This window comes from Rhodoplanes sp. P11 (assembly GCF_964266735.1).
Classification (GTDB): Bacteria; Pseudomonadota; Alphaproteobacteria; order Rhizobiales; family Xanthobacteraceae; genus Rhodoplanes; species Rhodoplanes serenus.
The window spans coordinates 156,701-179,356 of the sequence record NZ_CAXWGY010000018.1; the positions used below are offsets into that span (position 1 = coordinate 156,701).

Annotated in this window: 15 protein-coding genes; 5 read left to right on the top strand and 10 right to left on the bottom strand. The window is 70.0% G+C overall.

All coding sequences use genetic code 11. The features are described 5' to 3' along the window. Nucleotides 1-114: 114 nt before the first annotated feature. Entirely contained in the window at nt 115-906 is a 792-nt protein-coding gene (locus ACFQUV_RS17535) for a class II glutamine amidotransferase (protein WP_111387024.1), read from the bottom strand. Between the two features lie 301 nt (nt 907-1,207). On the opposite strand from ACFQUV_RS17535, the gene ACFQUV_RS17540 reads away from it, so the two are divergent. The 3 genes from ACFQUV_RS17540 to ACFQUV_RS17550 all read left to right on the top strand — a co-directional run bounded on the left by ACFQUV_RS17540 (nt 1,208) and on the right by ACFQUV_RS17550 (nt 5,875). Further along, nucleotides 1,208-1,762, top strand: coding sequence for a TRAP transporter small permease subunit (locus ACFQUV_RS17540; protein WP_378395366.1), 555 nt, complete (start codon nt 1,208-1,210; stop codon nt 1,760-1,762). A gap of 1 nt (nt 1,763) precedes the next feature. After that, a complete protein-coding gene (locus ACFQUV_RS17545) occupies nt 1,764-3,335 on the top strand; it encodes a TRAP transporter large permease subunit (RefSeq protein WP_307719478.1) in 1,572 nt (523 codons plus the stop codon). 104 nt (nt 3,336-3,439) lie between these two features. Then, nucleotides 3,440-5,875: a phosphoketolase gene (locus tag ACFQUV_RS17550; RefSeq protein WP_129611303.1), complete on the top strand. Its 2,436-nt coding sequence runs from the start codon at nt 3,440-3,442 to the stop codon at nt 5,873-5,875. Between the two features lie 206 nt (nt 5,876-6,081). Here the strand turns inward: ACFQUV_RS17550 and ACFQUV_RS17555 are convergent, their stop codons facing one another. Beyond that, nucleotides 6,082-8,178 (bottom strand): AI-2E family transporter, encoded by a 2,097-nt coding sequence (locus tag ACFQUV_RS17555; protein WP_129611302.1) that lies wholly within the window; start codon nt 8,176-8,178, stop codon nt 6,082-6,084. Between the two features lie 328 nt (nt 8,179-8,506). Here ACFQUV_RS17555 and glgX point away from each other — a divergent pair, with 328 nt between their 5' ends. After that, nucleotides 8,507-10,747, top strand: a complete 2,241-nt coding sequence (gene glgX / locus ACFQUV_RS17560) for a glycogen debranching protein GlgX (protein ID WP_129611304.1) — start codon at nt 8,507-8,509, stop codon at nt 10,745-10,747. A gap of 137 nt (nt 10,748-10,884) precedes the next feature. Here the strand turns inward: glgX and ACFQUV_RS17565 are convergent, their stop codons facing one another. From ACFQUV_RS17565 to ACFQUV_RS17590, 6 genes are all read right to left on the bottom strand, one after another. Further along, nucleotides 10,885-11,559, bottom strand: a complete 675-nt coding sequence (locus tag ACFQUV_RS17565) for a DUF4167 domain-containing protein (RefSeq protein ID WP_111384325.1) — start codon at nt 11,557-11,559, stop codon at nt 10,885-10,887. 490 nt (nt 11,560-12,049) lie between these two features. After that, nucleotides 12,050-12,940, bottom strand: coding sequence for a peptide chain release factor N(5)-glutamine methyltransferase (gene prmC, locus ACFQUV_RS17570; RefSeq protein ID WP_129611301.1), 891 nt, complete (start codon nt 12,938-12,940; stop codon nt 12,050-12,052). Next, nucleotides 12,928-13,107 (bottom strand): hypothetical protein, encoded by a 180-nt coding sequence (locus ACFQUV_RS17575; protein ID WP_111384323.1) that lies wholly within the window; start codon nt 13,105-13,107, stop codon nt 12,928-12,930. Before ACFQUV_RS17575 ends, prmC begins: the two co-directional genes overlap by 13 nt. Nucleotides 13,108-13,168: 61 nt before the next feature. Beyond that, nucleotides 13,169-14,248 (bottom strand): peptide chain release factor 1, encoded by a 1,080-nt coding sequence (prfA, locus tag ACFQUV_RS17580; protein WP_129611300.1) that lies wholly within the window; start codon nt 14,246-14,248, stop codon nt 13,169-13,171. 25 nt (nt 14,249-14,273) lie between these two features. After that, nucleotides 14,274-16,541, bottom strand: coding sequence for a phosphoenolpyruvate--protein phosphotransferase (gene ptsP, locus ACFQUV_RS17585; protein ID WP_111384321.1), 2,268 nt, complete (start codon nt 16,539-16,541; stop codon nt 14,274-14,276). A gap of 342 nt (nt 16,542-16,883) precedes the next feature. After that, nucleotides 16,884-18,134: an aspartate kinase gene (locus ACFQUV_RS17590; protein ID WP_111384320.1), complete on the bottom strand. Its 1,251-nt coding sequence runs from the start codon at nt 18,132-18,134 to the stop codon at nt 16,884-16,886. 209 nt (nt 18,135-18,343) lie between these two features. On the opposite strand from ACFQUV_RS17590, the gene ubiG reads away from it, so the two are divergent. Beyond that, nucleotides 18,344-19,096, top strand: a complete 753-nt coding sequence (ubiG, locus tag ACFQUV_RS17595) for a bifunctional 2-polyprenyl-6-hydroxyphenol methylase/3-demethylubiquinol 3-O-methyltransferase UbiG (RefSeq protein ID WP_129611299.1) — start codon at nt 18,344-18,346, stop codon at nt 19,094-19,096. 663 nt (nt 19,097-19,759) lie between these two features. On the opposite strand, the gene ACFQUV_RS17600 is transcribed toward ubiG, so the two are convergent. Together ACFQUV_RS17600 and petA are read right to left on the bottom strand one after the other, a co-directional pair. Next, nucleotides 19,760-21,874 carry a cytochrome c1 gene (locus tag ACFQUV_RS17600; protein ID WP_129611298.1) on the bottom strand — a complete coding sequence of 705 codons (2,115 nt, stop codon included), beginning with the start codon at nt 21,872-21,874 and terminating at the stop codon, nt 19,760-19,762. A 43-nt stretch (nt 21,875-21,917) separates the two neighbouring features. Beyond that, entirely contained in the window at nt 21,918-22,448 is a 531-nt protein-coding gene (gene petA / locus ACFQUV_RS17605) for a ubiquinol-cytochrome c reductase iron-sulfur subunit (protein ID WP_129611297.1), read from the bottom strand. Nucleotides 22,449-22,656 lie beyond the last annotated feature (208 nt).

Below are 22,656 nucleotides of genomic sequence, written 5' to 3' on the forward strand. Positions count from 1 at the left end.
CGGCAAGGCGCGCCCGGACGCCGCACCGGGTTTCTTCGCGCCGGCGGCGGCGGGATCGCCCCTGGGATCGGGAGAGCGCCCGGCCGGCGCGGCGCTGACCTGTTCGGCGACGGCCTACTCGGCCGCCACCTGGCGGGTGACCGTGAAGGGCACCACCTCGGGGGCGCGGCCGGCGCGGGCCACCACGGCGTGGTCGGGCGGCACCAGCTGCCAGTCCGAGCGGTCCTCGTCGAGCGGCTCGGAGACCAGCACCACGTCCTTGCCGACCGCCCGGTAGTACAGGGTATTGGCCTGGTCGTTGGCGGCGTAGCGGAAGGCGTACAGGTCCTTGCCGTTGGTCACCGCGGCGGTGAAGCGCATCGCCTCGGCGCGGCCCTCCTCACGGGTCATCTCGGTGATGGCGGCCAGCGTGCGGGCGGTGGCGCCGATCGGGTCGCGGTCGAGCCCGGCGCCGAGCAGCGCCAGGAACACCGCCTCGGAATCGGTGGTGCCGATGCGCGAGCCATAGAGCTCGTCCGGGATCAGCGCCTCGACCCGGCGGCGGATGCGGTTCCAGTTGCCGATCATGCCGTTATGCATGAACAGCCAGCGCCCGCAGGCGAACGGATGACAGTTCGGCCGGGTGATCGGCGTGCCGGTCGAGGAGCGCACATGGGCGAAGAACAGATGCGAGCGGATGTGCCGGCACAGATAGCGGAGGTTGTCGTCCGACCAGGCCGGGCGCACCTCGCGGTAGAGGCCGGGCTCGGGGTGGTCGCCATACCAGCCGAGGCCGAAGCCGTCGCCATGGGTGGAGGCGGTCGACTCGAGGGCGTGCAGGCTCTGGGCGACGAGGGATCGGGCCGGTGCGGTGACGTAGTGTTCGAGCGCGATCGTCTCGCCCCGATAGGCGATCCAGCGGCACATCGCGACGTTGCTCCTCTCGCGGCCGCGGGGTGAGGCGCCGGGCCGCCGACTCAACCGATTATCGCCGCAATGCGGCGCCCGCAAGGTACTTTCACCGCCGTGCGGGCGCCGCCGCCATGCGGGCCGCGCAGGCTGGAGGCCGCGCAGGCGGCGGGTCGCACGCGCGACGGGTCGAGGCGGCGAGCGGCCAGCGCCGGCGCCCCCTCCCCCGCCCGCCGAGAGAGGGAGTTCCGAGGCCCGCACGTCCTGCTATGCGGTCCGGCGCCTTAATCGGTGCCCCGGTCCGTCGTATAGACGGCCCATGTCCGCCCGCCACCCCCGACCCGCCGCCCTCACCCCCCTGGCGGACCGCATCGATCGTCTCACCGGCGCGGTGTTCCGCGTGGCCGCCTGGGGGGCGCTCGCGGTGGTGCTCATCCAGCTCGCCGTGGTGCTGGCCCGCTACGGCCTCGGGCTCGGGGCGCCGTGGTTGCAGGAGAGCGCCGTCTATGTCCACGCGGCCCTGTTCCTCCTGGCGGCCGCCGGCACGCTGGCGCGCGACGGCCATGTGCGGGTCGACCTCTTCTATGCGGGCGCGTCGCCGCGCCGAAAGGCGGTGGTCGACGCCGCCGGCGCCGTCCTGTTCCTGCTGCCGGTGGCGGCCGCGCTGCTGTGGCTGTCGCTGCCCTATGTGGGGCGCTCCTGGGCGATCCTCGAACGCTCCCGCGAGGCGAGCGGGCTGCCGCTGGTGTTCCTCCTGAAGAGCCTGATCCCGGCCTTCGCGGTGCTCCTGATGGTGCAGGGGGTGGCGCAGCTTCTTCGTGCGCTCGCCGTGCTGGCCGGCGATGCCCCCGCGGCCGCAGCGGCCACCGAGTGACATGATGATCCTGCCCGATCTTCTCGCGGTCGCCATGGTGGTGGCCGCCATCGGCCTCTTGATGGCCGGCTATCCGGTGGCGCTGACGCTCGCCGGCGTGGCGCTCGCCTTCGCGGCGCTCGGCGATCTCGCCGGCATCATGGGGGCCGGCCTGCTCGGCGCCCTGCCGCAGCGCATCTTCGGGGTGATGACCAACGAGGTGCTGCTGGCGATCCCGCTGTTCGTGTTCATGGGCGTGATGCTGGAGCGCTCGCGGGTCGCCGAGGAGCTGCTGGACGCCATGGGGCGCCTGTTCGGCCGCCTGCCCGGCGGGCTCGCGGTCGCGGTCGTCATCGTCGGTGTGCTGCTCGCCGCCGCCAAGGGCATCGTCGGGGCCACCACGGTGACCATGGGGCTGATCGTGCTGCCCACCATGCTGCGCCACGGCTACGACCCGCGACTCGCCGCCGGCACCGTGGCGGCCACCGCGACCCTCGCCCAGCTGTTTCCGCCCGCCACCGTGCTGGTCCTGCTCGGCGACCAGATGAGCAACGCCTACCAGGCCGCGCAGCTCGCCCAGGGCAATTTCGCGCCGCAGTCGGTGACGGTCGCCGACCTGTTCGCCGGCGCCATCGTGCCGGCGCTCGGCCTCGTCGTGCTCTACATCGCCTTCGTGCTGGGGGTCGCCGTGGTGGCGCCGGCCTCCTCGCCGGCGGTGCCGGCCGACCCGGCGGCGCCGCACGGGCTCGCCATGCTGCGCCGCGCCATCGCCGTGCTGGTGGCGCCGGTGCTGCTGATCGTCGCGGTGCTGGGCTCGATTCTCGGCGGCCTGGCGACCCCCACCGAGGCGGCGGCGGTCGGCGCCTTCGGGGCGCTGCTCTTGGCGGCGCGGCCGCATCCACGCGACTGGGGCCTGTGGCTGGTCGCCATGGCGGCCGTGCTGGTGGCGCTGCGGCGGCTCGCCGCCCAAGGGCTGACGCCCGGCCTGCTCGCAGCCGGCGACCCCGCCATCGTGGCACCGCTGGCGCTCGCCGCGGTGGCGGCGCTGCTGCTGGCCCTGCCGATCGTGCGGGTGCATCGCGCCGGCATCCTCGTCCCGGTGCTGGCCCGCACCGCCGAGGTGACCAGCATGATCTTCCTGATCCTGATCGGCGCGACCCTGTTCAGCCTGGTGTTCCGCGGCCTCGGTGGCGACGATCTCGTTCATCGCGGCCTCGCCGACCTGCCGGGTGGCACCGCCGGGGCGATCCTCACCGTCATGCTGGCGATCTTCCTGCTCGGCTTCGTGATGGACGCCTTCGAGATCATCTTCGTGGTGGTGCCGATCGTGGCGCCTGCGCTGCTGAAGCTTCCCGGCGTCGATCCGGTGTGGCTCGCCGTGATGATCGCCCTCAACCTCCAGACGTCCTACCTGCATCCGCCGCTCGGGCCGACGCTGTTCTTCCTGCGCGGGGTGGCGCCGAAGGAGATCACCACCGCGCACATCTATGTCGGTGCGATTCCCTTCGTGCTGATCCAGCTCGCCGCGCTCGCCGGCCTGTGGTTCGTGCCGCAGCTCGCCACCTGGTTGCCGGCGGTGCTGTACGGCCGCTGACGAAACGCCGCCGCGGCATTCCGGGTTCTCGACACGAGGTGCGGCGGGGGCCATCGTGCGCCGGCGGACGGAGGAGCGCACGATCGACAGGGGAGACGACGGCGATGGACCAGACCACCACGACCCGGCGTGGCGAGGCCACACGCGGCAAGACCCGGCTGGACGATGCGCTGCTCGCCCGCCTGGACGCCTGGTGGCGGGCCGCCAACTATCTCACCGTCGGACAGATCTACCTGCTCGACAATCCCTTGCTGCGCGAGCCGCTGCGGCCCGAGCACATCAAGCCGCGCCTGCTCGGCCACTGGGGTACCTCGCCCGGCCTGAGCTTCGTCTACGCGCATCTCAACCGGGTGATCGCGGCGCGCGACCTCGACATGATCTATGTCTGTGGCCCCGGCCACGGCGGCCCCGCCATGGTGGCCGGCACCTGGCTCGAAGGCACGTATTCGGAGATCTATCCCGAGATCGGCCGCGACGAGGCCGGGATGCGAGCGCTGTTCCGGCAGTTCTCGTTCCCGGGCGGCATCCCGAGCCACGCGGCGCCGGAGACGCCGGGCTCCATCCACGAGGGCGGCGAACTCGGCTACTCGCTGGCGCATGCCTTCGGGGCGGCGTTCGACAATCCGGACCTGGTGGTCGCCTGCGTGGTGGGCGACGGCGAGGCGGAGACCGGGCCACTCGCCGGCTCGTGGCAGTCGATCAAGTTTCTGGACCCGGTCCACGACGGGGCCGTGCTGCCGATCCTGCATCTCAACGGCTACAAGATCGCCAACCCGACGGTGCTCGGCCGCATGGCGGACGACGATCTCGTCGCCATGTTCCGCGGCCTCGGCTGGGAGGCGCTGATCGTCGCCGGCGACGATCCGATGCCGATGCACCGCCTGATGGCCGCGACCCTCGACTGCGCGCTCGATCGGATCGCCGACATTCAGGCGCAGGCACGCAGCGGTGCGGCGCGGGACGACGCCCCGCGCTGGCCGGTGATCGTGCTGCGCAGCCCCAAGGGCTGGACGGGCCCCAAGGAGATCGACGGCAAGCGGGTGGAGGGGTTCTGGCGCTCCCACCAGGTTCCGGTCACCGATCCGCGGCAGAACCCCGCGCATCTCAAGCTGCTGGAGGACTGGCTGCGCAGCTATCGGCCCGACGAGCTGTTCGGGACCGACGGCCGCCTGCGCGACGATCTCGCGGCGCTCGCCCCGCAGGGGCCGCGCCGCCTCGGCGCCAATCCGCACGCCAATGGCGGCATGCGGCGGCCGCTCGCGCTGCCGGAGATGCGCGACCACGCCGTCGCGGTGGCGCAGCCCGGCACCGTCGTGTCGGAGGCGACGCGGGTGATGGGCGGCTATCTGCGCGACGTCATCCGGCTCAACGCGGCGGCCCGCAATTTCCGCCTGATGGGGCCCGACGAGACCGCGTCGAACCGGCTCGATGCGGTGTTCGAGACCACCGATCGCACCTGGCAGCAGCGCATCGAGCCCTACGATGTTCACCTCGCCCGCGACGGCCGCGTCATGGAGGTGCTGAGCGAGCATCTGTGCCAGGGCTGGCTGGAAGGCTACCTGCTCACCGGCCGTCACGGTCTGTTCTCGTGCTACGAGGCGTTCGTCCACATCGTCGACTCGATGTTCAACCAGCACGCCAAGTGGCTTCAGGTGGCGCGGACGCTGCATTGGCGCGGGCCGGTGGCATCGCTCAACTATCTGCTCACCTCGCATGTCTGGCGCCAGGATCACAACGGCTTCACCCATCAGGACCCCGGCTTCATCGACGTGGTGCTGAACAAGAAGGCCGAGGTGGTGCGCGTCTATCTGCCGCCGGACGCCAACACCCTGCTGGCCGTCACCGACCACGCCTTGCGGACGTGGAACCGCATCAACGTCATCGTGGCCGGCAAGCAGCCGGCCCCGCAGTGGCTCGACATCGACGCGGCGGTGCGCCATTGCGCCGCCGGCATCGGCATCTTCGATTTCGCCTCCAACGATCAGGGATCGACACCCGACGTGGTGATGGCCTGCGCCGGCGACGTGCCGACGCTGGAGACGCTGGCGGCGGTGTCGCTGCTGCGCCGGCATCTGCCCAAGCTGAAGATCCGCGTCGTCAACGTGGTCGACCTGATGACGTTGCAGCCGGCCGGCGAGCATCCGCACGGGCTCACCGACCGCGACTTCGACTCGCTGTTCACCACCGACCGGCCGGTGATCTTCGCGTATCACGGCTATCCGTATCTCATCCACCGGCTCGCCTACCGCCGCACCAACCATCCCAACATCCATGTGCGCGGCTACAAGGAGGAGGGCACCACCACGACGCCGTTCGACATGGTGGTTATGAACGATCTCGATCGCTTCCGCCTCGCCATGGACGTCATCGACCGCGTGCCCGGGCTCGCGGTCGGCGCCGCCCATGTGAAGCAGATGCTGCGCGACAGGCGCAGCGCGCACCGCGACTACGTGGTGCGCCACGGCGAGGACATGCCGGAGATCCGCGACTGGGATTGGCCCTACGGCACGGCGGCGGCGACTGATACGAGATCCGGCTGATCACTTCGATGTCATTCCGGAAGCCGCGAAGCGGCTGTCCGGAACCCAGTCGAGAGTTCCGAGTTTGACGCTGGATTCCGGGCTCGCCGCTGCGCGGCGCCCCGGAACGACGGCGACCTGATCACTCGACAACAGTATGACGAGGGCGACTGACGGGGGCGGGTGGTGGGCTTTGCCGCCCGTCAGCAGCGCGATGCGATGCGGCGCTATGCCGGCACGATGCCGCCGGCCGTCGCGGCCGCAGGCTCGACGAGAGCGGCGGGCGGAGCCGTACGGGCCGGCTCGCCGGCATCCTGATCGGGCGCCGCCGAAGCCGCGGCCGGCGAGCCTGCCGGAGCCGCGACGGCGGCGGCTGTCGCGGCATCGACGCAGGCGTTCACGGCTTCCGTCAGCGACGAGACGTAGAGATCCGCCCCGATGGTGGCCCGCACGCTGTCGCCGCCATCGTCGCGCTCGCCGGCCGGCCACAACCCGACCAGCACCGGCACGCCGGGAAGCTGGCGGCGCAGCCGGCGGATCATGTGGCGGGTGCGGGCGACGTGCCCGGTCGACTCGATCAGCGACACGCACACGAAGGCGATGCCGGCGGGATCGAGCGACGCCACATGCACGCGCGACAGGCGATCGCTCGCGAGCGTTCGCGCCGCCAGCCCATGCTTGCCGAGGAGCTGCGCCAGCATGGCGGTGGCCGCCTCGTCGAGCGGGCTCGCGCCGGCGATGCACAGCACCGGCGCGGCGCTCGCCCAGGCGCCGCTGCGCGCTTCGGGAGGCGGCGCCTCGCGCCCCGGCGGCGCATCCTCGTCGCTCGGCTCCGCCGGCAACGGGCTCGCCTCGCCCTCCGGCGTCGCCGGCCGCGGGGCACGGTCGTCGTAGTCGTCGAGCTCCTCCACCACCTCGCACACCTCGTCGGCGATGCGGCGGATACGGACCGGGCTGAGCACGCCGCGCGCCACGTCGCTGGCGGCCAGCGCCAGCCCGCGCAGCGCCACCTCGTCGTAATAGGCGGAGAGCGAGCGGGTCTTCAGCAGCGCCTCGGCCTGATCCTGCACCTCGTCGGGATCGCCCGCCAGCATGCGCTGATAGAACGTCTCGGTGGCGGTCAGCGCCGGCCGGTCGCCGAGCAGCACGTCGAGGAACTCCAGCCGCTCGACATGGCGGCCCAGCACCACCAGGCACAGCGTCAGCGGGGTCGCCAGGATCAGCCCGATGGGTCCCCACAGCCAGGTCCAGAACACCGTGGCGATCAGCACCGAGACCGGCGACAGGCCGGTCGAGTGACCATAGGCCACCGGCTCCACCACCTGGCCCATCAGCGGCTCGGTGATGATGAACAGCGCCGCCGTCCACGCCACCATGCTCCAGCCGGGATCAACCGCCGCCGCCACCGCGAGCGGCAGCGCCGCCGCCACCCAGGCCCCCACATAGGGCACGAAGCGGCACAGGCCGGCGACGATGCCCCACAAGAGCGGGCTCGGCAGGCCGATGAGATAGAGCCCCGCGGTGACCAGCACCCCGAAGGCGGTGTTGAGCGCGAGCTGGGTGAGGAAGAACTTGCTCAGGCGATGGCCGGCCTCGTTGAGCGCCACCGTGGTGCGATGCAGGTCGCGCGAGCCGAACAGGCGGATGAAGCGGTCGCGCAGGTCCTCCTTCTGGAGCAGGATGAAGGTGACGAAGACCAGCACGATGCCGAGGGTGGCGAGCGGGCTGAGCACCGGCGAGACGTAGCGTTGCAGCGTGTCGAGCGAGGGAATGCCGGTGGTGCCCTCGCTCTCCGGAGCGGCGCCGTTCTTCGCGGGCGCCTTGGCGGCCGGCGACTGGCTGCCGGTGGGCGCCGTCCCCTCGCGAGCATTCGGCGGCGCCGGTGCATCGGCCTCGTCATCGGCGCGCAGCTGCTCCAGATGCGCGACGAGGCGGGTGACCCGGCCGACCGTCTGGTCGCGGACCACGTCGATCTTGTTGCGGATGGTCGATTCGTAGCGCGGCAGATCGGCAGCGAGGCCGGCGATCTGGGCGCCGATGACGGCGCCGATCGAGGTCAGCACCGCGAGCGCCACCAGCACGGCGGCGATCACGGCCGGCACCCGGCCGAGCCGCAGGAAGCGCAGCGCCCGCACCAGCGGGGCGAGCACGAAAGTGAGCAGCACCGCGAGCGTGATCGGCACCAGCACGTCGCGCCCGAGATAGAGGGCCGCCACCACCACCACGCCGACCGCGAGCGTGAGCAGCTCCGCCAGGGTGGGACTGTCGGCGGGCGCCACCTGGGCAGGCGCCACCTGGGCAGGCGTCCGATCTCCGTTCGACATGCTGAGGTCCTTCGGGGGCAGTCCTCCGGCGGTCCGGAGCGAGCGGGCAGGTTCCGCGCTCGACAACGTCCGGATCGCGATACGGTGCCACCGCCGTGCGAGATTCTTGTCGGTCGCCGTCACGGCACGGGAACTTTCCCGCGGCGTGCCGGTTGAAAGTCGCCGGCCCGCCGGCACCGCGTTACTCCGCGGCCCGGGCCTCGCCCGATCGCGCCCCGTGCTACGAGCCCCCATGCCGATCGCCGTGCTGCGCGCCGTGGCGCGACGCGGTGGCCTGTGGGATCGCCGTCCGGGCCGTCGTCCTCTCGTCCCGGTGGAGATCGTCTCGATGACCCAGCACGTCAGCCCCCCGACCCCGTCCACCGCGGCGAGGCCGGCCGCGACCCCGTCCGCCGCAACGGAGGCCACGCCGCCGACCGCCGCGCCGGCGGTCGTGACATCGCGCATCCGCGAGGGCTCGCCGCATCCGCTCGGCGCCACCTGGACGGGGCTCGGCGTCAACTTCGCGCTGTTCTCGGCGCATGCCACCAAGGTGGAGCTGTGCCTGTTCGACGATCACGGTGAACGGGAGATCGAGCGCATCGAGCTGCCCGAGTTCACCGACGAGGTGTGGCACGGCTTCCTGCCCGACGCGCGCCCCGGCACCATCTACGGCTATCGCGTCCACGGCCCCTACGAGCCGCAGCACGGCCACCGCTTCAACCCCAACAAGCTGGTGCTCGACCCCTACGCCAAGGCGGTGATCGGCAAGCTCGAATGGGGGCCGGAGCTGTTCGGCTACCAGCTCGAGACCGAGGACGACACCACCTTCGACGAGCGCGACAGCGCCCCCAAGATGCTCAAGTGCCGCGTCATCGATCCGGCCTTCACCTGGGGCGACGTGCGCTCGCCCAAGATCCCGTGGGACCGCAGCGTCGTCTACGAGATGCATGTGCGCGGCTTCACCAAGCAGCACCCGGCGGTGCCGGAGCCGCTGCGCGGCACCTTCCGCGGCCTCGGCCAGCCGGCCGTCATCGATCATCTGCGCAAGCTCGGCGTCACCGCGGTCGAGCTGTTGCCGATCCATACCTTCGTGGACGACACCTATCTGCTCGACAAGGGACTAGTGAACTACTGGGGCTACAACTCGATCGGCTTCTTCGCGCCGGAGCGGCGCTATGCGGCGGTGCCGGACTTCGCCTTCTCGGAGTTCAAGGAGATGGTGGCGCGGCTGAACGACTCCGGCATCGAGGTGATCCTCGACGTCGTCTACAATCACACGGCGGAGGGCAACGAGCGCGGCCCGACCTTGTCGTTCAAGGGCATCGACAACGCCTCCTACTATCGGCTGCTGCCCGATCAGCCGCGCTACTACATCAACGACACCGGCACCGGCAACACGCTGAACCTCTCGCATCAGCGCGTGCTCCAGATGGTCACCGACAGCCTGCGCTACTGGGTCGAGGAGATGCATGTCGACGGCTTCCGCTTCGACCTCGGCACCATTCTCGCGCGCGAGCCCTACGGCTTTGACGAAGGCGGTGGCTTTCTCGACTCGTGCCGTCAGGACCCGGTGCTGTCGTCCGTCAAGCTGATCACCGAGCCGTGGGACTGCGGCCCCGGCGGTTATCAGGTCGGCCGCTTTCCGCCCGGCTGGGCCGAGTGGAACGACCGCTATCGCGACACCGTGCGCAAGTTCTGGAAGGGCGACGAGGGCCAGCTCGCGGAGTTCGCGACGCGCCTCACCGGCTCGGGCGACCTGTTCAACCGGCGCGGCCGCAAGCCGTGGGCGAGCGTCAACTTCATCACGGCGCACGACGGCTTCACGCTCAACGACGTGGTCAGCTACAACGACAAGCACAACGAGGCCAACGGCGAGGACAATCGCGACGGCCACAACGCCAACTACACCTGGAATCACGGCGCCGAGGGGCCGACCGACGATCCCGCCATCAAGGCGCTGCGCGAGCGGCAGAAGCGCAACCTGATGGCGACCCTGCTGCTCAGCCAGGGCACCCCGATGATCACCGCGGGCGACGAGTTCGGCCGCACCCAGCAGGGCAACAACAACGCCTATTGCCAGGACAACGAGATCAGCTGGGTGAACTGGGACATCGGTCCCGAGGGCGAGGAGCTGTACACCTTCACGGCCCGGCTGATCGAGATCCGCCGCGCCTACGCGATCCTGCGCCGCAACCGCTTCTTCACCGGCGAATGGAACGACGAGATCGGCGTGCGCGACGTCACCTGGCTGACGCCGGCCGGCTCCGAGATGGGAGCCGAGCAGTGGGGCGACCCCTACGCCAAGTGCATGGGCGTGGTGTTCGACGGGCGGGCGCAGGCGAGCGGCATTCGCCGTCGCGGCAGCGACGCCACCATGCTGCTGATCGTCAACGCCGCCGAGATCCCGGTGAAGTTCACGCTGCCCGAGGTGGCGGCGGGGAATGGCTGGGCACGGCTGATCGACACCAATGTCGAGCATGTCGAGCTCGACGAGGAGGACCTGCCACGCTTCGGCTTCGGCGACGAGTACGAGGTGACGTCGCGCTCGCTGCTGCTGTTCCGCCTGATCCCCGAACGCCGGCGCTGACGCAGCGTCCGCCGTCGTGCCGCCGGCGATCTGCGCCGGCGCGGGCTGGTCGGTCACACGCTGCCGCGGGGGGCCGGCCGTTCACTGCGGCGGGGGCCGCCGGGCCGGCGCCTCGGTCGATCGATCCGAAGCTCCGATCAGTCCTGCGTCGGTCCGCCGGCTGCGGTGTCCTCGCTGGCCTCCGCCGCGGCCCCCGCTTCACCGCGGGTGCGATGGCGGCGACGGCGGCGATGCAGCGGGAAGCGGTCGGCGGTTTGGCCGCCCTGGCCCTCGAAGCCGTTCTGGCCGCCGCCCTGGGGCTGCGGCGCCGGCGCGCCGGTGACGAAGGACGGCAACCGGTCGATGCCCTCGTCGCTCGCCGCCGGCTGCGGCTGACGTCCGTAGGGCTGCTCGCGCGGGACGAAGAACTGGGCGTCGCGCGGCAGATAGGGTTGCGGGTCACGGGTCCCGAAGGCCGGTTGCTCGCCGGTGCCCGGCAGCGACGGCTGGTCGTCGCCATCGTCGTCGTAGCCCTCGTCGCGCGGATCGGCGCCGCCGCCCTCGCCACGGAAGAACGACGGCGTCTGACGGAACTGCTCCTGCGCGGCCGCGATCAGGCGGAGATAATGCTCGGCGTGCTGGAAGTAGTTCTCGGCCGAAACCGGATCGCCGGACGCCTGCGCGTCGCGAGCGAGCTGCATGTACTTTTCGGCGACGTGCGACGCGGTGCCGCGAATTTTCACGTCGGGGCCGTTCGATTCGTAAACCCGTGTCAACGGGTTATGGCTCTTGCGGTTACGGCCCCGCATGCGCTTGTTCTGACCGTTTCTCATGTTCGGCTTCTGGCCACCTCTGATTGCGGCGGGTCCTCCGCCGGTTCCATCAACGGTTGCTCGGATCGGCGCATGGCCGATCACCATCGAGTGCGACAGCGCGACGATGTTCGCGCATGCAGCCGATGCTTGCGGGCGTCGAGAGACGCGCCACATTTCCCACGTCTGTTGGCTCAGCTTGCCACCGCGGCATGTCCGCGGCGCTGTCAACCTCTCACGATGCCCGCATGGCTCTTGGGTGACTTCGCCCTGAGCGCACGCTGGAGCCGCTGAAGTATCTCGATCCCGGGTGGTGCGGCATCAATCCTGTTCATTCGGATGTTTGCCGACCGTGTCCCCCGCTGCCCGCCTCGCCGAGCCATGCTCGGGGCCTCCAATGCAGCGATTCAACCCCGACCCAGGTCGATTCCGTAAGCGGAAACTAGTCACTCCAGCCGGATAATCAAGCTCTTTTTTGTCCGCTCTTGGAAATGTGTTTCGAATTTGTATATCAGGTTTGCCGGACCGCCGTGACGGCCCGCAGAACTCCGGAAAGATCCGGATGCGGTGGCGTTTCACAGACGAGCCCCGCCGTCGTGAACAGAGCGGCGACCGCTTCCGCCTGGCCCATCCCGACCTCCACCACCAGCACCCCGCCGGGGGCGAGCAGACGCTCGGCATCGGCCGCGATGGCACGGTAGGCGGAAAGGCCGTCCGGCCCGCCGTCGAGCGCGAGATGCGGATCGTAGACCCGTACCTCCGGGGCGAGCGCGGCGATCTCTCGGCTCGGTATATAGGGTGGATTGGCGACGACGAGATCGAGGCCACCGTCGAGCGCCGTGCCGAAATCACAGGCGACAAGCCGCAAGCGGTCGAGGAGACCGATCCGCACCGCATTGTCGCGCGCCGTCGCGAGCGCCGCGACGCTGCGGTCGGTGCCGATGCCGAACGCCGCCGGCAGCTCGGTGAGAAGCGCCAGCAGCAGCGCGCCGGAGCCGGTGCCGAGATCGGCGATGCGTCGCGTCGCGTCGCGTCCGCCCTGCCGCGCCGTCACGGCGGCGAGCGCCGCCTCCACCACGGTCTCGGTGTCGGGACGCGGATCGAGCACGTCCGCCGTCACGACCAGCGGCAGGCTCCAGAACGCGCTGCGGCCGAGAATGCGGGTCACCGGCTCGCGGGCGAGCCGCCGCGCCGTGAGCGCCGCCACTTGCGCGGCCTCGTCGGGTCTCAGCAGACGTTCCGCCGCGGCCGCGAGGCCGGCGTGATCGAGGCCGAGCGCATGGCCGACCAGGAGGCGAGCATCGAGATCCGGCGTCTCGAGGCCAGCGGCCCGCAGCACCGCCGCCACGCCGCGTCGCGCCGCCCCGATCGTGTCGCCGGCCGCGACCGTCACGAGATCCATGCGACCCACAGGCGGTGGATGGCGCCGAGCTGGCCGGTCCAGTAGAGCGCCGCGATCAGCACCGCGGTCGCCACCGCGAGCTGAAGCGACAGGCCCAGCAGGGTGCGCGGTTTCAGCATCCGAAACAGCCGGTGACGCCAGCGGAGCGGAAATCGCGGCTTGTGCATTGTCACATCCGATTTCCTTCGGTTGCGAGAGGCATCGGGCCGCTCGGCGCCGCGCGTCGCGTCAGGCGGCTCCGCTCTCGGCGGCGAGCAGCGCCGCGTTGTGCTCCGTCACCAGCGCGTCGACGATCTCGCCGAGCGCCTCGCCCTCCATCACCTGCGGCAGCTTGTAGAGGGTGAGGTTGATGCGGTGATCGGTGACGCGCCCTTGCGGAAAATTGTAGGTGCGGATGCGCTCGGAGCGATCGCCCGAGCCGACCTGGCCGCGCCGCTCGGCGGCGCGCTCGGCGTCGCGCTTCTGCCGCTCGATGTCGTAGAGCCTGGCCCGCAGCATCGCCATCGCCTTGGCGCGGTTGCGATGCTGCGAGCGCTCCTCCTGGACGAAGACGACGATGCCGCTCGGCACATGGGTGATGCGGATCGCCGACTCGGTCTTGTTGACGTGCTGGCCGCCGGCACCGCCCGCCCGCATGGTGTCGACCTTGAGGTCGGCCTCGTTGATGGCGATGTCGACGTCCTCGACCTCGGGCAGCACCGCGACGGTGGCGGCCGAGGTGTGGATGCGGCCGGACGCCTCGGTGTCGGGCACCCGCTGCACCCGGTGGACACCCGACTCGAACTTCAGCCGGGCGAACGCACCGGCCCCGCGGATCTCGGCGACGATCTCCTTGTAGCCGCCGACCGTGCCCTCGCTCGCCGACAGGATCTCGGTCTTCCAGCCGCGGGTGGCGGCATAGCGCTCGTACATCCGGAACAGGTCGCCGGCGAACAGCGACGCCTCGTCGCCGCCGGTGCCGGCGCGGATCTCGAGGATGACGTTGCGCTCGTCCATGGCGTCCTTGGGGATCAGCGCCAGGCGGATGTCGTCCTCGAGGGTCTTGCGGGTGTCGTCGAGCGCCGCCTTCTCGGCGGCGGCGATCTCGCGCATCTCGGAGTCGCTGGCCGGGTCGGCGGCGATCGCCGCGACGTCGTCGATCTCGCGCAGCAGGTCCTCGTAGCGCGTCACCTTCTCGACGATCGGCGCCAGCTCGGCGAGCTCGCGCGACAGCCGCGCGAACGCCTCCGGCGCCAGCTTGCCGGTGAGTTCCGCCTGGAGCGCCGCGTGGCGCGTCACCAGGGTGTCGAGTTTCTGTCGGGGCAGCATCGGGACGTTTCGAGCCCGGTTGGTGTCACAGGGTCAAGCCCTCGTCTTCGGCGAAGGCGGTCAGCTTGGCGCGGATCGAGGCGGTGCCGAGCGGCAACCCCATCAGGCCGGAGACCAGCCGCTCGGCCTTGCCGGCATCGAGATCGAGCAGCATCGCCTTCACCGGGCCGACCGAGGAGGGCAGCACCGAGAAGGAGCGGAAACCGATGGCGATCAGCGCCAAGGCGCCGATCGGCTTGGAGGCGAGCTCGCCACACAGCGTCACCGGCTTGCCGTGGGCGCGGCCGCGCTCGACGATCAGCCTGAGGGCGCGCAGCACCGGCACCGACAGGGGATCGAAGCGGTTGGCGACGCGCGCATTGCCGCGATCGGCCGCGAACATGAACTGCAAGAGGTCGTTGGAGCCGACCGACAGGAAGTCGACGCGGTCGAACAGCTCGTCGAGCTGGAACAGCAGCGACGGGACCTCCATCATGGTGCCGACCTCGACCCGCTCGGGCAGGCGGTGGCCGTGCCGGCGCAGATGGGTCAGCTCGCGCTCGACCAGGCCCTTGGCGTCGTCGAACTCCTGCACGGTGGCGACCATCGGGAACATGATGCGCAGCTCGCGTCCCGCGGCGGCGCGCAGCATGGCGCGCACCTGGCTGCGCAACAGGCCGGGGCGGTCGAGGCCGAGGCGGATGGCGCGCCAGCCGAGCGCCGGATTCTCCTCCTCGTAGTTGCGCATGTAGGGCAGCACCTTGTCGCCGCCGATGTCGAGCGTGCGGAACACCACCGGCCGGCCGCCGGCGGCGTCGAGCACGTTGCGGTAGAGCGACAGCTGCTCGCTGGTGCGCGGGAACTGCGCCGCCACCATGAACTGAAGCTCGGTGCGGAACAGGCCGATGCCGGCGGCGCCGGTCTCGGCCAGATGGGGCAGATCGACCGGCAGCCCGGCATTGATCATCAGCGTGACCGGCTGGCCGTCCTTGGTGACCGACGGCTTGTCGCGCAGGCTGAGATATTGGAGCTGCCGGCGGGCCCGCAGCCGCACCCGCTCCACATAGGCCGCCTCCATATCGGGGGTGGGACGGATGTGGACGTCGCCGGTGACGCCGTCGACGATGATGCCGTCGCCGGGGTCGGCCAGGCCGGTCGCGTTCGGCACCTCGCCGACCGCCGCGATGCCGAGCGCGCGGGCCACGATGGCGACGTGCGAGTTGGGGCCGCCCTCTTCCAGCACCAGGCCGCGCAGCCGGTTGCGGTCGTAGTCGAGCAGCGCCGCCGGCCCCATCGAGCGGGCCACCAGGATGGCGTGCTCGGGGAGCTTGTCGCGGGTCGGTGCGTGGTCGTAGCCGAGCAGCTGACGTTGCAGCCGATGGGCGAGGTCGTCGAAATCGTGCAGGCGCTCGCGCAGATAAGGATCGGTCTGGCGCAGCATGCGGGCGCGGGTGTCGGACTGCACGCGCTCGACCGCCGCCTCGGCGGTGAGGCCGGTCAGCACCGCCTCCTCCAGCTTGTGCACCCAGCCGCGATCGTGGGCGAACATCCGGTAGGCTTCGAGCACGTCGCGGTGCTCGCCGCTCTCGGCCACCTCGCCGCTCTCCAGCATCAGGTCCAGCTCGGCCCGCAGCGTCTCGATGGCGGCGCTGAGGCGGCGCAGCTCTTTCTGGACATCGTCGGCGATGAAGTTGGTGATGACGACGCGCGGTTCGTGCAGCACCACATGGCCGAGCGCGATGGCATCGGTGAGCGCCGCGCCGCTGACATGCACGGGCCGGCGCACCGCCGGCTCGGCCCCCGGCTTGGCGAGCGACAGCAGCTCGCCGGAGGCGATCATCTCGGCCAGCACCATCGCGGTGGTCTGGAGCGCCTCGACCTCTTCCTCGGAATAGGTTCGTCGCGCCCGGTTCTGCACCACCAGCACGCCGAGCGTGTTGCCGGCCCGCAGGATCGGCACGCCGAGGAAGGAGCGGTAGATCTCCTCGCCGGTCTCCGGCCGGTACGAGAAGGCCGGGTGGGCCTGGGCGTCCGACAGGTTGATGGCGCTGGCCTCGGTGGCCACCAGGCCGACCAGGCCCTCGTCGGACCGCATCACGGTCAAGTGAACGGCCTGCCGGTTGAGGCCCTCGGTGGCGTACAGCTCGAGCGTGCCGTCGACGCGGAGCACGTAGACGGAGCAGACCTCCGCCACCATGTTGGCGGCGATCAGCACCACGATCTTGTCGAGGCGTTCCTGCGCGCTGACCGGCTCCGCCATCACCTCGCGGAGGCGGCGCAGCAGCACGCGCGGACCGCCCAGCGCACCGCGCATCGCGTGGGGTCCTTCGGATCGTATCCACCAGGGCCGGCCGGGACGGCGAGGTCGGGGCCGGTTCGAAGCATCGTGCCGGGGCGGGCCGGATGCGCGACGCCAAGACGGCTATACAGAATGCGCCGTGTGCGCTGCAAGCGAAAGGCGTGCTGCGCCGCAGCTCTTTTCCTTATTGTCCAACGCTTTGCAGCAGCGCCGGCGAGACCGCCGGACCCTCCTCCGGGGTGGCCCCTTCCGGCAGCGTGAAGCACCGGCCGGGCGGGGCACGATGCTTCGAACCGGCCCGATGCCGGGCGGGCCGGCGACCGCGCCCGACGGGCCGGCGGATGTCGGCGGCGCCGCTCAGCTCTTGTCGAGGCCGTAGAGGCTGTGCAGCGTGCGCACCGCCAGCTCGGTGAAGGCGGCGTCGATCAACAGCGAGAACTTGATCTCCGACGTCGTGATGGCGCGGATGTTGACGCCGCGCTCGGCGAGCGCCCGGAAGGCGCTGGCCGCCACCCCGGCATGGCTGCGCATGCCGACCCCGATGACCGAGACCTTCGACACCTCGGCGGCGGTATCGAGGCGGGCGAAGCCGATCGAATCACGCGCCTTCTCGATGGTGGCCTTGGCCCGCTCGAAGTCGGCCGCCGTCACCGTGAAGGTGAGGTCGGTGGTCTTGCCGTCCGGCGACACGTTCTGGACGATCATGTCGACATTGATGTTGGCGTCCGACAGCGGGCCGAAGATGGCGGCCGCGATGCCGGGGCGGTCGGCGACGTTGCGGATCGCGATCTGCGCCTCGTCCCTGGAGAAGGCGATGCCGGTGACGACCTCGTGTTCCATGATCTCGGTCTCGTCGCAAATCAGGGTTCCGGGAGGGGGCCGGTGCGGATCGATGTCCTCCGGCTTGTCGAAGCTCGACCGCACGAAGATGCGGACATTGTGGGTCATACCGAGCTCGATCGAGCGCACCTGCATGACCTTGGCGCCCAGCGACGCCATCTCCAGCATCTCCTCGAAGGCGATCTTGTCGAGGCGGCGCGCCTTCGGCACCACCCGCGGGTCGGTGGTGTAGACGCCGTCGACGTCGGTGTAGATGTCGCAGCGGTCGGCCTTGACGGCGGCGGCGAGCGCCACCGCCGAGGTGTCGGAGCCGCCGCGGCCGAGCGTCGTGATCCGGCCGGTCTCCTTGTGGATGCCCTGGAAGCCGGCGATCACGGCCACCTGCCCGGCCTCGAAGCACGCCACCAGCCGGCTGCCGTCGATGTCGAGGATGCGGGCCGAGCCGTGCTGGTCGGAGGTCACGATCGGGATTTGCCAGCCTTGCCAGGAGCGGGCCGGGATGCCGAGCGCCTGGAGCGCGATGGCGAGAAGCCCCGAGGTCACCTGCTCGCCCGAGGCGACCACGGTGTCGTACTCGCGCTGGTCGTGCAGCACGGCGGCGGCGCGACAGAACTCGACGAGCTTGTTGGTCGCGCCCGCCATGGCGGAGACGACGACGGCGACCTGATGGCCGGCGTCGACCTCGCGCTTGACGTGACGCGCCACGTTCTGGATGCGATCGATGTCGGCGACGGAGCTGCCGCCGAATTTCATCACGAGGCGGGCCATGGCGGATGGGTGGTCCTTATGAGAAACATCGGCACGGGACGGATCGACAAGGCTCGCTTGGTCGAGGCTTGCATCGCCCTGATCCCGGCGCGAAAAAGCGCGTATACATAACGGCGGGGAACCGCGAAGGCAACGGCCGGTCCGAGAGGCCAGCCGCCCGCGGGGCTCCGCCAGACCCATCCGTTTCAGGAACCCGGACCGATATCGGCATGAGCATCGATCTCGACAGATCCACCACGGTCGACGCGGCCGAAATCGCCCGTTTCGAGGCCCTCGCCGAGACCTGGTGGGACCCGCGCGGCAAGATGGGGTCGCTGCACAAGTTCAACCCGGTGCGGCTGGCCTGGGTGCGCGACGCCGCCTGCGCCCGCTTCGGCCGCGACCCCAAGCGGATCGATGCGCTCGCCGGGCTGCGAGTCCTGGATATCGGCTGCGGCGGCGGCATCCTGTCGGAGCCGCTGGCCCGGCTCGGGGCCGCGGTGGTCGGGGCGGACCCGGCGGTGCCCAACATCGAGGTGGCCAAGCTGCACGCCGCCAAGAGCGGCCTCACCATCGACTATCGCAACACCACGGCGGAGGCGCTGGCGGCGGCCGGCGAGCAGTTCGACGTGGTGCTGGCCATGGAGGTGGTCGAGCACGTCGCCGACGTGCCGCTGTTCGTCTCGGTGTGCGCCGGCATGGTGAAGCCCGGCGGCCTGCTGGTCGCCGCCACCCTCAACCGCACCCTCAAGAGCTGGGCGCTGGCGATAGTCGGCGCCGAATATGTGCTGCGCTGGCTGCCGATCGGCACTCATCAGTGGGACAAGTTCGTCACCCCGCAGGAGCTGGAGAGCGCGCTGGAGCGGGCCGGCCTGACGGTCTGCGGCGAGAGCGGCGTCGTCTATAATCCGCTCGCCGACCGCTGGCAGCTCTCCCGCGACATGGACGTCAATTACATGGTGTCGGCCGAGAAGCCGGCCTGATCGGCGGCGCGCTTCGTTCGCGGGGACCACCGGACGGCGCCCATCACGCGCCGCTCGGTCCCGCGCCAAGATCAGCAGCCATCGGTACGAGAGAGCATGCCGTGAGCCTCGTGCCCCGGACGCGGCACGCAGTGCCGCGAGCCGGGGCCCAGAGCCGCAAGCTCCGCAATCGCCGCCCCTGGGTCCCGGGTCTCCGGCGCGTCGCGCCTCCACCCGGGACACGCGACCTCCAACCAGATCATAAGCACTCTCGGACTGCCCCTCCGTCATGGCCGGCACAAGGCTGGGCACGGCGAGTCAACATCAGCAGCCATCGGTATCGGTCCCGCGCCAGCGGAACTTGGCATTTCTTCAAACAGAGCCTTTGCGCGGCGCCTCCTGGTCCCGTCCCCGCGGGGACGAGCGGGGGAGCGTCTCGGCCTGCGCCGTCGCAGGACCAAGGGGGCGCGATCGGAGCCCCGACGGTCTCCCAAAACGAAACCGGCCCGCGCGAGGCACGGGCCGGTTCGTGTGTTGCGATCGGTCGGACGCGATCGGTCCGCCCAGAGCGGAATCCGATCCAACTGGATCGGACCCCGCTCTGGAAGTCCTTGCGTGATCGCATTTTCTACGGCGAACCGGGAGTCCACTTCGCCGGAAAATGCTCTAAGCGGGCTCGATCACTCAGGCCCGCGTGGTCTTGGTGCCCTGACCGGGCGTCTCTTCCGGCGGATGCTTCACGTCGTGCCAGACCTTCTCGTACGTGAAGTACATCAGGCCGGTGAGCACGAGCAGGAAGATCATCACCTGGAAGCCGAGCCGCTTGCGCGCCTCGAGATGCGGCTCCGCCGCCCACATCAGGAACGCCGAGACGTCCTTGGCGTACTGCGCGGTGGTCTGCGGCGAGCCGTCCGCGTAGGTCACGACGCCGTCCGCGAGCGGCGGCGGCATGGCGATCGCATGGCCCGGGAAGTACTTGTTGTAGTTGGAGCCGTCCGGCAGCTTGAAGTCGGCGGGCGTGTCCTCGTAGCCGGTCAGCAGCGCCGTGATGTAGTCGACGCCGGCCTCCTGGTACTGCGTGAAGATATCGAACACGAAGGTCGGGAAGCCACGCTCGTAGGTGCGCGCCTTGGCGATCACCGACAGGTCGGGCGGCGCCGCACCGTTGAACGCGAAGGCCGCCGCCTGAGCGTTCGGATAGGGCGACGGGAAGCGATCGGCCAGCCGGCCGGGCCGCTCGAACATCTCGCCCTGATCGTTGGGGCCGTCCTTCACCTTGGCCTCGGCCGCGACGGCCGCGGCCTGCGCGGTGGTGAAGCCCGGGCCACCCGGCTCCGCGAGATTGCGGAACGACAGCAGCGACAGGCCGTGGCAGGCGGCGCAGACCTCCTTGTAGACCTGGAAGCCGCGCTGGAGCTGGGCCCGGTCGAAGGTGCCGAACGGCCCCGAGAACGACCAGGTGAGCTGCGGCGGCTTCGGGGTCTCGCCGGCCGCCTGGGCGGTCCGGGTCGAGGTCGACAGGCCGACCAGCATGGCCAGCGCCGCCACGGTCGCGGCGATCACCTTCTTCTTGGCGCCGTGCTTGGCCAGCGCGTCGGCGGTGATCGACTCGGGCAGCGGCAGCGGCTTCTCCATCAGCCCGATCACCGGCAGCACCACGATGAAGTGGAGGAAGTACCAGGCGGTGAGGATGCGGGTCGCGATGAGATAGCCACCCTCCGCCGGCTTGGCGCCGAGCCAGCCGAGCAGGAGGCAGTCGGCCACGAAGATCCAGAAGAAGACCTTGAACAGCGGCCGATAGCGCCCCGACTTGACCTTCGAGGTGTCGAGCCAGGGCAGGAAGGCGAGCACGATGATCGACGCGAACAGCGCGATGACGCCCATCAGCTTGTCGGGAATGGCGCGCAGGATCGCGTAGAACGGCAGATAGTACCACTCGGGCACGATGTGGGCCGGCGTCACGCTGGGATTGGCCGGGATGTAGTTGTCCGCGTGCCCGAGGTAGTTCGGGACGTAGAACGTGAACCACATGTAGATCAGCATGAACGCGACGAACCAGAACAGGTCCTTGAGGGTCGCGTAGGGCGTGAACGGAACCGTGTCCTGATCGGACTTCGGCTCGACGCCGGCCGGGTTGTTCTGGCCGACGACGTGGAGCGCCCAGACGTGCAGCACCACGAAGGCGACGATCACGAACGGCAGCAGGTAGTGCAGCGAGAAGAACCGGGTGAGGGTCGGGTTCCCCACCGAGTAGCCGCCCCACAGCCAGGTGACGATGGTCTCGCCGAAGATCGGGATGGCCGAGAACAGGTTGGTGATGACGGTGGCGGCCCAGTAGCTCATCTGGCCCCACGGCAGCACGTAGCCGAGGAAGCCGGTCGCCATCATCAAGAGATAGATGATCACGCCGATGATCCACAGCACCTCGCGGGGCTCCTTGTAGGAGCCGTAATACATGCCGCGGAACATGTGGATGTAGACGGCGAAGAAGAACATGGCGGCGCCGTTGGAGTGCAGGTAGCGCAGCAGCCAGCCATAGTTCACGTCGCGCATCAGGTGCTCGACGGAGTTGAACGCCAGGTCGACGTTCGGGGTGTAGTGCATGACCAGCACGACGCCGGTCACGATCTGGATGATCAGCAGGAACGACAGGATCGCCCCGAAGGTCCAGAGGAAATTCAGGTTCCGTGGCGTCGGATACGACACGAAGGAATCGTACATCAGCCCGATGATGGGCAGCCGCGCCTCGAACCACTTGAGGGCGGGATGTCGCGGCACGAACTTGGAAGGTCCACTCATGGATGTGTCTCTGTCCGGAGGGCGCTGCGGTCCGGAGGCCGCGTCAGCCGATCTCGATCTTGGTGTCGGAAACGAACCGATAGGGCGGCAGCGGCAGGTTGGCCGGTGCCGGTCCCTGACGGATGCGGCCGGAGGTGTCGTAGACCGAGCCGTGGCACGGGCAGAACCAACCGTTGTACTCGCCCGACTTGGAGATCGGGATGCAGCCCAGATGGGTGCAGATGCCGATGACGACGAGCCACTGGTCGTGACCCGCCTTCACCCGGTCCTGATCGGACTGCGGATCGGGCAGGGCGCTCAGCTTCACCGACTGCGCCTGCTCGATCTCCTGCTTGGTGCGATGGGAGATGAAGATCGGCTTGCCGCGCCAGGTCACCTTGATGACCTGTCCTTCGGCGATGGGGGTCAGGTCGACCTCGATCGGCGCACCGGCCGCGATGGTGGAGGCGTCCGGGTTCATCTGCGCGATCAGAGGCACCATCGTGGCCGCCACACCGATCGCGCCGACCGCACCCGTGGCGATGAAGAGAAAATCGCGCCGGGTCGGCTCGGCTCGCAATGACGGATTGGTCACAGTCTTCGATCCCTTTCAATCGATGGGGCGGGCAAGCCGGAGGGGGGGCCAACCCGAGCAAAGCCGGCGGCGGATCGGACGCGGCGCGAACTCGCGGGAGGCGCACTCCATGCCACCTTAAATCTCCTATTGGCACCGTTTGGGCGGGGAGCGCAAGCCCGTCGGGTTGCCGAATGCGGCTGATGGCAAATAGGATGAGGCGCGGCCG